Here is an 11821-nt window from a genome sequence, read left to right as displayed (position 1 = left end):
CAAATTATCGGACTTATTTAGTACTCGTCTCCCCTCCCGATGGGGCTGGTGCCGGATCCGGATCTTCCCCGGGCTCTTCCCCTGCGGTGGACCGTGGTGGCTATCGCCATTGGGGGAGAGGCTGACGGGGAGGGGGCCTTGCCCCCTCCCCTGTCTCCACTCTCCAGATATGCCGGTAAACCCCACCCCGCCCGGCCTCCTCCCCCGTCCCCAGGGCGGGGGCAGTCATGGCGATAGCCGGGAGGAAGCCGTGCCCGGGCGTACCCCGAAGTATGACCTCCTGGAGCAAGTGTGCGAGATCCGATGGTGCTCTCTGGTTGTACTACATATTGAGAATCGATGCAGTAGAGGCCGGCCGAAAACAGGGTTACGGGTCGGCCGGATCGATCTGGTCGGTCCGCACCCTGCAGATGCTCTCGACAGGCAGAACAAAGATCCTGCCGTCGCCGGGCTTGCCGGTCCGGCCGTTCTCCCGGATGACCCTGATGACCTTATCGACATCAGCATCCGGGACCACCATCTCGATCTTCACCTTCGGTATGAGCTCGACCGGCATCACCTTTCCCCTGAACCGGAGAGCAATGCCCTTCTGTGCCCCCCGCCCCATGACCTCGGTCACGGTCATCCCGTAGATGCCGTCCGCCTCGAGCGCCGCTCTCACGGAGTTGAACATCTCGGGCCTGACGATTGCAGCAACCATCTTCATCCGCACCACCCCTCACACCCGCACAGATTCACCGTGCTGGGCGATGTCCAGTCCGACGTACTCTTCCTCCTCAGTGACGCGCAGGCCCATCACCGCATCGACAGCCTTTGCGATGGCGAAGGTCACGCCGAACGAGTAGGCCACGACCACAACTGCATCCACGACCTGGATGAGAAGCTGCTCCGGGTTCCCATAGAACAGGCCGTTTACGCCTCCAATTGCCGCGACCGCAAACATCCCTGTTGCAAGGGCGCCGAAGATACCCCCCATGCCGTGGATAGCCCACGCATCGAGACTCTCGTCAAGACCCCTGCGGACCCGGAAGAGCAGGGCGCCATAGCAGACGAGGCCTGCAACCGCGCCGATGGGGATGGCGGCCATAGGGCCGACGAACCCGGCTGCCGGAGTGATGGCAACCAGGCCCGCGATGGCTCCGCTGATCATCCCGAGCGAACCCGGCCTGCCGCGAACCCAGGCGGCGCAGAGCCAGGCGAGGGCCCCGGCAGCGGCGGCTACGTTCGTCACGATGAATGCGTTTGCCGCAAGGCCGTCCGCGGCAAGAGCACTCCCGGCGTTGAACCCGAACCACCCGAACCAGAGGAGTGCCCCTCCAAGGAGAGCTAGCGGGATGTTGTTCGGCTCCATGCCGTGGCCCCCGAACCCAAGACGCTTCCCGATGACAAGCGCGAGCGCCAGCGCCGAGAAGCCTGAACTGATGTGGACGACCGTACCGCCGGCGAAATCGAGCGCTCCAAGCTGCGCAGCCCATCCGCCGCCCCATGCCCAGTGTGCAAGAGGGTCATAGACCAGCGTTGTCCAGAGCAAGCCGAAGACGACGAACGAACTGATCTTTATACGCTCTGCAACCCCCGATGTTACAATTGCAAGCGCGAGGCCCGCAAAGACCATCTGGAAGGCCGCAAAGAGCAGGTCCGGGATACCGTCGCCCCCCATCCCGACACCCTGCAGGAACGCGTACTCCAGGCTCCCGATCAGCCCGTGGATGTCGGTACCGAAGGCAAGGCTGTAGCCGCAGAGAACCCACTGGATGCTGACGAGGGCAAACGCGATGAACGCCAACGCTATCATGGAGATGAGATTTTTCCGCCGCACGAGCCCGCCGTAGAAGAGCCCTACTCCCGGTGTCATCAGCATGACCATAGCCGTACAGATGAGGATAAACGCCGTATCGCCGGAATCAACCATATTCCGGCCTCCGGAACACCCATAGGTAGTTGTTGCCGACCATCTGGGAGGAAGTATAGTTCCACCGAATATAAATTTTTCTTGCACCGCACACTACAGAAGGACTGATGCATCCTGACAGCCAAAGATCATCTGCGTGATGCGATGAGCACAGGAGGGAAGGAGGCAAGCGTCCGCCGGACCTGCGTCCGCCTGCGGTCGGCAAAGACCGGGACGGAACTCGCGGAAATTCTCTACCGCGAGGTCTCGGACTACTCGCTCTTCGACCTCCAGGCGATGCGGGGGAGGGTGGAGCGGGACCTCCGGTCCGTCCCGGCCGGATACCGGCAGCGCCTCTACCCCCGGGTGATGGAGCAGATCTTTGATACACACCACACCCTCATCTCCACCATGCGCCGGGACAACCCGGACGTGACGGACGAGCCGCTCGTCGGAGAGTTCCAGGAATTCTGCGCGATGGTCGAGAGGACGTGCCTCGCCGGGGACGAGAGGGAACAGCACCTCGAACTCCTCTACTTCCTTCTTGCCGCTTTCAACCTCTTCGTCCTCGGGCGCCCCGCCCACCCGGCAGGCACACCGTTTCCCGGCGGGTTCGAGGTCGAGGTCCGGAACGGGGAGTATCTCTGCCCCGTCCGGGAGAAAGCCGATGATGTCGAGAACGCCCTCTGCCCCTACTGCCCGGCAAAACAGAGCGATATCTGATGGCGCACAGGTATCGCCGGGGCATCTGAAACGCGATAAAAAAAGTAAATCCGTGTTATATTGGCTTATTCCTCTTCTTCATAGCGTTCGAAGAACGTGACCTCGTCGAGGAGCTTCTTCTTTGCGATCTGGATCTCCTCAGGGTATCCCGCAGGCACGAGCGAGACGAGCGTGTACTCCTCCGGGACGTTGAGGAGAATTCTAACATCCTCGGCGTAGTCCTTCTTCTCCCCCGCAACCCAGCAGGACCCGACCCCCCACGCCTGGAGCGCGAGGAGGAGTTGCATTGTTGCCGCACAGCAGTCTTCGAGGTAGTACTTCGCGTCCCGCTTCCCGAAGACGGCGAAGCAGATGGGCGCATCGGCGATGAACCGGGCGTTGTCGGTCAGGTCGGCGATCGCCCGCAGCGTATCGCGGTTCTGGACGGTCCCAAAGAGCCAGGGCTGCTCGTTCCTGGCAGTCGGGGCAAGGCGTGCGCAGTCGAGGGCATCCTTGATGGCCTTATCCTCGATAGGATTGTCCTTGTACTTCCGCACGCTGTGCCTGCTCCGTATGACGGTGACCCCAAGGTTAACCGTTCCACCAATCGGACTCATGCAACGATGGTGGGCACTCCAGGTCTAAATACCTTGGGGAAACGGAGATCCGGGGGAGGGACTCAGAAGAGCCCCTGTATCATCTGCAGCATGTTCGCAAAGCCGTCGACGATGACCACGGCCGGGTCGATCCCGAGAATCGGGAAGATGAATACGAAGTAGGCGATGGTCCCGAGCGTGCTCCCGACGTTCGCAAGAGCGGCGACCAGCACCACCCGGAAGAGCGGAACCCGTCGCATCTCCGAGAGGGTCTCCGCCTCGATGATCTGCCGGAGATCTCCAACGGCGGGTTTACGGATCTTCGCCTCGACGATGGCCGCAAACCATCCCGCCGCAAGCAGCGGGTTGAGCGACGTCAGCCAGGAGACGGCAAACGCCGTGGCGGCCGAGAAGGGGTGCCCGCCGGCGAGCAGCGTGAATGCGGCGCTCAAGACCCCGTTGATGAGGATCCAGTAGACGAGGGCGGTCAGCAGGACTTCGAGCCCCACGCCCGAGAAGGCTATCGCGGCGATCAGGAGGAGGAAGAGGACGGTGACGGCCGCTCCAATGATCTTCGCCCACGGCAGGCTCTTCACCTCGGCGGTCAGGGACTGGAGCGGCGGCAGCGTCTCCGGCGCATTCAGGTAGCGCTGCACACCCTGAATGTGTCCGGCACCGACGACCGCGAGCACCCGCTCGTACCGGCCCCCGAGCATCAGGATCTGGTGAGCAAGATACGCGTCACGCTCATCGATCAGGGCCTGAGCACCCTGGGGAGAGAACTTCCGGAACTCCTCCATCGCGGCACTCACCACGTCCTGGTTCGTGAACTCGTCCACGTTGATCTCCTGCCCCTCGACACTTACAAGCGAGTAGATGAGGGCCCCGATGAGCTTGATCTTCTCCCAGATCCCCATCTTTCCCCAGAACCGGGAAAGCGTGATCCGGATATCCCGGTCGATGAACGCCACGGGTCTCTGGTGTGCCTCCGCCTCCTCGATGGCGGCCAGCATCTCGGAACCGGGTTTCACACCGGTCTCGGCGCCGATCCGCTGCTGGATGTAGGTGAGCACCCACTGGACGAGGATCCGGCCGAAGTTCCCGCCTTTGAGGATGTCCGTGACCGAAGGCTCGGCCATCTCCTGCGTGAGCGACATAAACCGGCCCCGGTCGAGTTCGACGCCGACGATATCGGGCTGGAACTCCTCGATAGCGGACCGGACGTCCTCAACGCTCTTCTGCGAGACGTGGGCCGTCCCGACAAGATGGATATCAGCCATGGAGCACCTTCACGCCTTCACTATCGATGACTGCGCGCTTCCCCGGTGGAACCGTCGCTCTCCGGTAGACAGCGCGGATGCCGGCCTCCTCTGCCGCCTCGGCGGCTTGCCGCCCGCAGAGGTCGGCTGCTGCATCGCGCGCACCGGGGGGGGAGAGAGGCATGCCAAGCCCGGAGCATTCCGAGACCCGCAGTTCGTCGTCCACCAGCATAAACGGGTAGGTGCGGCAGATCCAGGGGCGATGGGCATAGACGGAGCACCGCCCCTCCCGGAGAAAGATACAGGCTTTTGTCGTGCGCCGGATGCACCAGGCGAGGGTGTACTCCCCGCCGTTCCCGGCGTCGATGAAGTCGGGATAGGGCTCGGCGACCTCATCCCAGGCCATCCCGGTCGCCGCCATGATTGCCCGCACCTCGGCCGGGCTCACGATCACGAGGTTCGAGTCCTCCGCGACCCGGCGGCAGCAGGCGCCACATCTCCGGCACCGGAACCCGACGGACTCGATCCGATCCGCAACGTCGTCTACTCCGAGCATATCCGGTCAAAATTCTCAAAGAGAAGCCGCCCGTTGACGGTATGGCTGACCTCCGGGTGCCACTGGACACCGTAGAGGCGTTCACCAGGAGACGCCATCGCCTCCACACCGCAGATGGCCGACTCTGCAAGCCGGACAAATCCTTCCGGCACCACCGAGACCTCATCCGCATGCGACGCCCAGACCCGGATCCGGTCTGGGTAGCCCTGCAGGATATCGTCATGTTCGAGTATATCGACCTCGACCGCACCGAACCCGCCGCTCGCACCCCGGCGGACTGCACCCCCCCGGGCCATCGCCATGATGTGCTGTCCAAGACAGATGCCGAGGACCGGGAGGCCAAGGTCAAGGTACCCGGGAGCGACCCCGGCACGGTCCAGGGCCGGGCCGCCGCCGAGGATGATGCCCCGGCAGCCCCGGGCGACCTCGTCCGGCGGCATATTGTTGGAGATCATTGTGGTCCGAATATCCATATCACGGAGCGTCCTCTGGATCAGGTGGTTAAACTGTCCGTGATTGTTGACCACATAGAGAGGAAGCATTGCTTATAGATGGATGTAAAAGGGTATAGTCCTTCCCTCAGGCATACTTCTGGACGAAATCGAAAACTTTCCGGGTGATCTCTTCCGGCTCGTGGCCCATCAGATAGGCGAGCGCGAGCGCCCCCCCGGCGCCCATGCCTTCCTTGACCTCACCAATGCAGTAGCGGGCAAGCCCGACGTGCCCGATGCCGGCAAAGTTCGGGTCGACGTAGTACGCGGTGGTGCCGACGTCGGCGACCGACCGGGCGAACCCGGCCGTGGGATCATTCCTGACGTATACTGTTGTGGCCAGATGCGGTACTCTTTTCCCGAGCGCTTTCAGGGTAGCCGCCACGGCAAGCATCTGGGTCCCGCCGGCGAAGATGATATCCCCGGAGTAGGCACTCGCGATCCCTGCCGCTACCGGCATCATGGGATCGCCCGCGGCACGGAGGATATCCAGGGGTTCTCTCGCGCCCGTCTCATCGATCCGGGCGAGCACTTCCCTGCAGACGGCATCTTTTAGATCCACCGGGTTCGTGGCGAAGGCGCTGCTGACCGAGGCATCGTAGCCGAGCGCCCGCAGCACGCAGAGTGCGGTGGTCGTCCCCCCGGGAACACACTCCCCGAGCATTAAAAAGTCGCTGTACTGCGAGAGAAGCCGGCCGATCATCTCGCCCCGCTCAAAGAGGAGCATCGCGTGCGGCACCGCATCTTCCTTCCGCGGGTCGCCGCCGGGGTTCCCGTAGACGTCCAGGCAGGGGACGGTGGGGGTATGGGCGAGCCCGGCGTTGATGAGGACAGGGGCAAGACCGGTCAGTTCCACCATCGACCGGGTGATCGTCGCCGGCGTCGGGCACCCGGTGGGCGTGTTCGGCCGGGCCGGCACGCTCGTGATCGCGCCGGTCGTGACCAGCTCCGCATCCAGAACCGGCGTGAGGAGGGTCTTCTCCGGAGTCGGCCCGGCGCCCGATATGCCGGGGACGGTCGAGAGCATGGTGTTCGCGAGGACCAGCGCCATCATCGGGCGGCGCGGCCTGATACCCGGGTCTTCTGAGAGGAACGGGTTAGACATCAGTACAGGGTAGGTGCCGGGGGATAGAAGAGGTTGCTGCCGGCAGGGTGGCTCAGGGCAGCGGGTCTCCGGCACAACCGTTGCCAGGGCGCACAATTGCCCGGAGGTGATGGGGGCCCGGGGTCGTAACCTGCATCCCCGGGGGCTGGCTCTCTGCTCTGCGGGAGACCGTGAGCATCTCCCTCCCCCAAAGGGCAGCCCGGGCCCACACCTGAACGCCTGGCGAACAGCCACCCCCCCACGAGGCAGCCATCCTCCGGAATGCTATCGCAAACGCCATATCCAAACGCGGAAATACCCGCCGGGCTCAATACATGAACAATGTTCGAGATCGAGCGCAGGCTGGAAGAGAAGGGTATCGCGAGGAGAGATATCATCGCCTCCGCAATGGAACTCTACGTCCCCCACGGAATCGGGGCAGAGGAGGCCGCGAAACGACTGGATGCGAAGATCGGGAAGGCCTTCGAGGACCCCAACGTCTCATCGCTCCTCCTTGGCGCCGTCCTGCTCGAGGATGAACTCTACTGGAAGCGGAAGAACTCCGAGATCGCCGACGATCCGGTCTTCCTCCTCTCGGACGAGATCATCGGGATGGCTATCGCCGAGGTGATCGGGGGGACCTACGCGCGGTTCGAGTTCACCCGCTACGACCAGAAAAAACCGGGGATCTTAAGCAAACTCGGGCCGTTCCTCGACGACGCCGTCGCCGGGTTGATCGCGGGTTGCACGTCACGTCTCTACAGTGAATCGATGTGAAGTCCGTCCTTGCCCTCCTGCAGTTCTGCACGTCGCTCCCCCTCGGGAGACCGGTTGAGTTCGAGCACTTCGCCCGCCGTTCCTACCTCTACCCAATCGCCGGGTATGTTATCGGCGGAATAGCGGCCGGCATCACGTACTGGATAGCACCCCCGGTAGTGGGTGCGGCCGTTGCCCTCGCCATTGTGCTCGTTCTCTCCGGGTGCAACCACTTCGACGGCCTGCTGGACTTCGGCGACGGGCTCATGGCCCACGGGAGCCGGGAGAAGAGGATCGCTGCTATGACCGACAGGACCACCGGGGCCGGTGCCGTCGCGGCGGGCGTCGTCGTCACGCTCATTGCGTTCGCCGGGCTCCAGAGCGCGGCACCGCTCTGGGCGGCCATCCTCACGGCCGAAGTCTCGGCAAAGGTCGCGATGTCCTACCTCACCACACTCGGCGTGCCGTTCCGGGAGGGGATACACTCCTACCTCCACGGGTTTGCGAGACCCTGGTTCCTCGTCCCGGCCACCCTGCTTGCGCTGCCCCTCTTCCTGCTGCCGGTGCCCCGTGCGAGTATCGTGCTCGCCCTCGCGCTCACGGCCGCCATCGCCGCACTGATGATGCTTCTTGCCCGGCATCTCTTCGGCGGGGTCAACGGCGACGTTGTCGGCGCCACAAACGAGATCACCCGGGCGGGGGTCATCCTCCTCCTTGCCCTCCTGTGACCATCCTTTTTATCCCGGCGGTCGCCACTACTGTAGGATGAAGAAAGACTACACCCTCTACTCCCGGGGAGGTGTCATCACCGAGCGGAACGCGGACTATGCGACGCTACGGTTGCGGGTTCCGGCAGGTGTCCTCTCCGCAGAGCAAGTCCGGCAGCTCGCGAGGATCAGCGTGAAATACGGGGACGGCTCACTCCACCTCACCATGCGCCAGGCAGTGGAGATTCCGCATGTGAACCCCGAGAACCTCGTAAAGATCGCTAAAGCCCTCGAAAAGAACGGGACACCCATCGGGGCGGAGCAGAACGAGGTGGTGAACATCATGGCCTGCCCGGGGACAGAGCGGTGCAAGTACGCCAACTGCGAGACGATCGACCTTGCCCGGAAGATTGATGCGCGGGTCTTCGGGAAGGAACTCCCGATACGGTTCCGCATCGCCATATCGGGTTGCACCTACATGTGCAACAGCCCGATGCTGAACGACATCGGGATCATCGGCCGGATCCGGCCGCTGCGCACACCCGGGCTCTGTACGGGATGCGGCACCTGCGTGGAGTACTGCAAGCAGTGCGCCATAGCGCTGAAGAACGGCATCTCTGTCCTTGACGAGAGCAAATGCGTGCAGTGCGGCATCTGCGTCCACTCCTGCCCCTACCACCTCCTGAAGACGGAGTACGACCACTACCAGATCACCATCGGCGGCCGGCGGGGGACTTCACCCCGGATAGGGCGGGAACTCGTCACCGTCGAGACCGAGGAAGAGGTCGTCGAGGTTGTCGACCGTATCGTCTACTGGGTCTACCGGACTGCCTGGAGCGACCGGCTCCTTGCCGACCAGATGGACGAGATCGGGTACGAGAAGTTCGCGGAGGGGATCCGGAAGGAGTTCGGGCCGAAGGAGCAGGCGGAGGAGGGGTAATGTGATAAGTGGTCACTGATATCACCTGTATCGAATTATTTCACATTTATTATTCACATATTTTTATTACTCGCCCAGTATACTCCTTATCATGAAAGAACAATGGCTTCTCGCAGAATAAAAGAAGTACCGGATCACATCGCATTACGGCCCGGAGATCAAATTGACAACCCTTTTGTATGCACCCTCAAATGGTACTATTCGTAACTGCGGAGACTCGATGGCTATAACCGGCGCCGACCAATGGGTAAAGCTTTCGGATTGCCCGGACATTCCGCATCAGGCTGTTGTATCGGTGCGGATATTGTCGATCAGGAAGAGAATAAGCCGTTTGAGGAGACCTATGGGGGATATGCGCCACAAAAGAGATCCGTCCGGAAAAGGCGAGATTACCCGATCCGGGCTTGAACCTGCTCCAGATGAACTGATCACCGATATTAGGTACCTCGTCACCGAAGCCCGGTCCGCAGTTGCCGCAACCATCAATGCAGGACTGACACTGCTATACTGGCGTGTCGGAAGACGGATCCGCAGGGAGGTGCTCGGTAATGAGAGGGCAGAATACGGCGAGAAGATTGTGCACGCACTGAGTGCACAATTGAAGAGTGAGTTCGGGGAGGGGTTCGGCAGACGCAACCTCTTTAATATGATTCGATTTGCCGAAGTGTTCCCCGATGAACAGATCGTGAGATCCTTCGCACCCTACCTGAGCTGGACGCACATGCGGCAGATTATCTACATCGACGATCCCCTGAAACGTGATTTCTACGCGGAAATGTGCCGGGTCGAGCGATGGAGCACCCGGACTCTGCAGAAGAAGATCGACTCGATGCTCTTTGAGCGGACTGCCCTGTCCCGGAAGCCCGATGTCCTTGCACAACAGGAACTCTCGGCTCTACGTGAGGAAGACCGGATGACACCAGATCTGGTCTTCCGCGACCCTTACATCCTCGATTTCCTGCAGCTCAAGGATACGTACAGCGAGAACGATCTCGAAGCGGCTATTCTCCAGGAGATTGAGCAGTTCCTGCTCGAACTTGGCGCCGGATTTACCTTCGTTGCACGACAGAAGCGGATGGTGATCGGAAATGAGGACTTCTATCTCGATCTGCTCTTCTTCCACCGGAAACTTCGCCGCCTCATCGCCGTAGAACTCAAGATAGGGCATTTCAAGGCCGAGTATAAAGGACAGATGGAACTGTACCTGCGATGGCTTGAGAAATATGAGAGAGAAAACGGAGAAGAACGACCGCTCGGGCTGATCCTCTGTGCCGGTGCGAATCAGGAGCAGGTGAGCCTCCTCGAACTCGACCGGTCGGGCATCCACGTCGCCGAATATCTTACCGAGCTTCCGCCCCGCGAGCTGCTGGAGCAGAAACTGAAGGCTGCGGTGCATCTGTCACGGGAACAGTTTTCCGTGAGGAAGGATAAGAGATAGTCCCGAAGCGATCCCCGATGTTTTGCTCGTTCAATCCGTATCTCCCTTCGGAGAGGTCTTTTTTGCCAAAGGGATTATATATGACCGCGCATATCATGCAGTACCCGGGATCTGTGACGACCATCTTCGGGTCATTACCGTCAACATACCGGACGATGAACACTGGAGCGATACGCAGAACTTGGAAGGAAGAAAGAGTGACTCCGGAAAGGTGCGTCCAGCGCGGCATCTGCATCCACTCCTGCCCCTATAGCCTCCTGAAGTCCGGGTACGCCCACTACCAGATCACGGTCGGGGGCCGGCGCGGCGCCGCACCCCGCGTGGGAAGGGAACTCGTCACCGTCGAGACCGATGAGGAGGTCGTCGAGGTGGTCGACCGTATCGTCTACTGGGTCTACCGCAACGCCTGGAGCGACCGGCTCCTCGCCGACCAGATGGACGAGATCGGGTTCGAGAAGTTCGCGGAGGGGATCCGGAAGGAGTTCGGGCAGAAGGTTGAGGCGGCAGAGGCGTGAGGGGCAGGGCCGGGACCTGATTGCCATACCGGTCTCTCACTCTTCGCGCTCTTCGCATGAGCCTTCAGCAGAAGGTAATGATCCGGCCTCACGCGGAAGAGCGCGAAGCCTTGACGGGGCCGAGACGATCGAAGAATATTTGATACGCTACCCTGCATATACAATCATGCCGGCTCCGGCATGAAAACGGGTCGTGTGCGAAGGGGCGCCGCGGCATGAGCGGGATATGTGGGCCGTAGCGCGGAGGTAAGGTAACCTGAATACAAAACCGGTCTCGCTGGTGAAGAAAAAATGATGAAAGAAGGGACAGTAGATCCGGAAGTGCTGGAAGAGATTATCCGCCGGATTGTTGCCTGTTCAAATCCGGAAAAGATAGTTCTTTTTGGTTCCGGTGCGCGGGGTGAGATGGGACCGGCAAGCGATATCGATCTGCTCGTGATAAAGAGCGGTGAGTTCGATGCCGGGAGTCTCACAGAAGAGATCTATATGAGCCTGATCGGTATCGGCCAGGCCGTCGATATTATAGTTATTTCTTCCCGGGATGTGGAGCGGTTCCGGAACTCCCCTTATTTTATAGTATACCCTGCACTCCAGCAGGGCCGCGAGGTTTACCATGCCGGAGAGGTTTTCACCTGATGATCCACGGGAATGGCTGAACCGGGCGCAATCGAATCTTGCAATTGCCGGGACCCGTGCCGACACTTCCGTATACCTGGAGGATCTCTGTTTCAACGCTCAGCAGGCAGCAGAGAAAGCGCTCAAGGCGGTCTGTATCCTTCATCATATCGAGTATCCGGTAGTGCTCCAGCAGAGAACTGATAATCGATCTCGGCGGGTTCGACCGAAAATTTCCATTATCGGCCCCCGATAAAGCGCTATTCCGGCT

Annotated in this window: 15 protein-coding genes; 8 read left to right on the top strand and 7 right to left on the bottom strand. The window is 61.2% G+C overall.

What is annotated here, in order from left to right:
- Positions 1-367: 367 nt before the first annotated feature.
- Positions 368-706 (bottom strand): P-II family nitrogen regulator, encoded by a 339-nt coding sequence (locus BP846_RS12935; RefSeq protein WP_292396212.1) that lies wholly within the window; start codon positions 704-706, stop codon positions 368-370.
- 12 nt (positions 707-718) lie between these two features.
- Entirely contained in the window at positions 719-1912 is a 1194-nt protein-coding gene (locus tag BP846_RS12930) for an ammonium transporter (RefSeq protein ID WP_292396210.1), read from the bottom strand.
- A 144-nt stretch (positions 1913-2056) separates the two neighbouring features.
- Here BP846_RS12930 and BP846_RS12925 point away from each other — a divergent pair, with 144 nt between their 5' ends.
- Complete coding sequence (locus tag BP846_RS12925) at positions 2057-2614, top strand: DUF2115 domain-containing protein (protein WP_292396207.1); 558 nt, start codon at positions 2057-2059, stop codon at positions 2612-2614.
- 65 nt (positions 2615-2679) lie between these two features.
- Here BP846_RS12925 and BP846_RS12920 read toward each other — a convergent pair whose 3' ends face one another.
- The 5 genes from BP846_RS12920 to cobT all read right to left on the bottom strand — a co-directional run bounded on the left by BP846_RS12920 (position 2680) and on the right by cobT (position 6600).
- Positions 2680-3210 (bottom strand): nitroreductase family protein, encoded by a 531-nt coding sequence (locus BP846_RS12920; protein ID WP_292396205.1) that lies wholly within the window; start codon positions 3208-3210, stop codon positions 2680-2682.
- 62 nt (positions 3211-3272) lie between these two features.
- Positions 3273-4469 carry a TraB/GumN family protein gene (locus BP846_RS12915; protein WP_292396202.1) on the bottom strand — a complete coding sequence of 399 codons (1197 nt, stop codon included), beginning with the start codon at positions 4467-4469 and terminating at the stop codon, positions 3273-3275.
- The gene (locus BP846_RS12910; protein ID WP_292396199.1) at positions 4462-5004 is read right to left on the bottom strand and encodes a YkgJ family cysteine cluster protein; all 543 of its coding nucleotides are present in this window, start codon (positions 5002-5004) and stop codon (positions 4462-4464) included. Before BP846_RS12910 ends, BP846_RS12915 begins: the two co-directional genes overlap by 8 nt.
- Positions 4992-5546: a GMP synthase subunit A gene (locus BP846_RS12905; protein WP_292396198.1), complete on the bottom strand. Its 555-nt coding sequence runs from the start codon at positions 5544-5546 to the stop codon at positions 4992-4994. The genes BP846_RS12910 and BP846_RS12905 overlap by 13 nt, the downstream gene beginning before the upstream one ends.
- Positions 5547-5583: 37 nt before the next feature.
- Positions 5584-6600: a nicotinate mononucleotide-dependent phosphoribosyltransferase CobT gene (cobT, locus tag BP846_RS12900; RefSeq protein WP_292396195.1), complete on the bottom strand. Its 1017-nt coding sequence runs from the start codon at positions 6598-6600 to the stop codon at positions 5584-5586.
- Between the two features lie 321 nt (positions 6601-6921).
- Here cobT and BP846_RS12895 point away from each other — a divergent pair, with 321 nt between their 5' ends.
- The 7 genes from BP846_RS12895 to BP846_RS12865 all read left to right on the top strand — a co-directional run bounded on the left by BP846_RS12895 (position 6922) and on the right by BP846_RS12865 (position 11806).
- On the top strand, positions 6922-7356 hold the full coding sequence (locus tag BP846_RS12895; protein WP_292396192.1) for a phosphatidylglycerophosphatase A: 435 nt from the start codon (positions 6922-6924) through the stop codon (positions 7354-7356).
- Positions 7353-8063 carry an adenosylcobinamide-GDP ribazoletransferase gene (cobS, locus tag BP846_RS12890; RefSeq protein ID WP_292396188.1) on the top strand — a complete coding sequence of 237 codons (711 nt, stop codon included), beginning with the start codon at positions 7353-7355 and terminating at the stop codon, positions 8061-8063. Before BP846_RS12895 ends, cobS begins: the two co-directional genes overlap by 4 nt.
- Positions 8064-8100: 37 nt before the next feature.
- On the top strand, positions 8101-8982 hold the full coding sequence (locus tag BP846_RS12885) for a 4Fe-4S binding protein (RefSeq protein WP_292396186.1): 882 nt from the start codon (positions 8101-8103) through the stop codon (positions 8980-8982).
- Positions 8983-9202: 220 nt separating this feature from the next.
- Positions 9203-10420 (top strand): PDDEXK nuclease domain-containing protein, encoded by a 1218-nt coding sequence (locus tag BP846_RS12880; protein WP_292396181.1) that lies wholly within the window; start codon positions 9203-9205, stop codon positions 10418-10420.
- A gap of 197 nt (positions 10421-10617) precedes the next feature.
- Positions 10618-10935 carry a hypothetical protein gene (locus tag BP846_RS12875; protein ID WP_292396178.1) on the top strand — a complete coding sequence of 106 codons (318 nt, stop codon included), beginning with the start codon at positions 10618-10620 and terminating at the stop codon, positions 10933-10935.
- A gap of 291 nt (positions 10936-11226) precedes the next feature.
- Positions 11227-11571, top strand: coding sequence for a nucleotidyltransferase domain-containing protein (locus BP846_RS12870; RefSeq protein WP_300196045.1), 345 nt, complete (start codon positions 11227-11229; stop codon positions 11569-11571).
- On the top strand, positions 11549-11806 hold the full coding sequence (locus BP846_RS12865; RefSeq protein ID WP_292396175.1) for a HEPN domain-containing protein: 258 nt from the start codon (positions 11549-11551) through the stop codon (positions 11804-11806). Before BP846_RS12870 ends, BP846_RS12865 begins: the two co-directional genes overlap by 23 nt.
- The last annotated feature ends 15 nt before the right edge of the window (positions 11807-11821 follow it).

Origin of the sequence: Methanoculleus sp. UBA303 (assembly GCA_002501655.1) — an archaeon.
In the GTDB taxonomy this organism is placed as follows: domain Archaea; phylum Halobacteriota; class Methanomicrobia; order Methanomicrobiales; family Methanoculleaceae; genus Methanoculleus.
The sequence above is the reverse complement of the archived record's forward strand: the minus strand, read 5'-3'. Positions and strand labels throughout refer to the sequence as shown.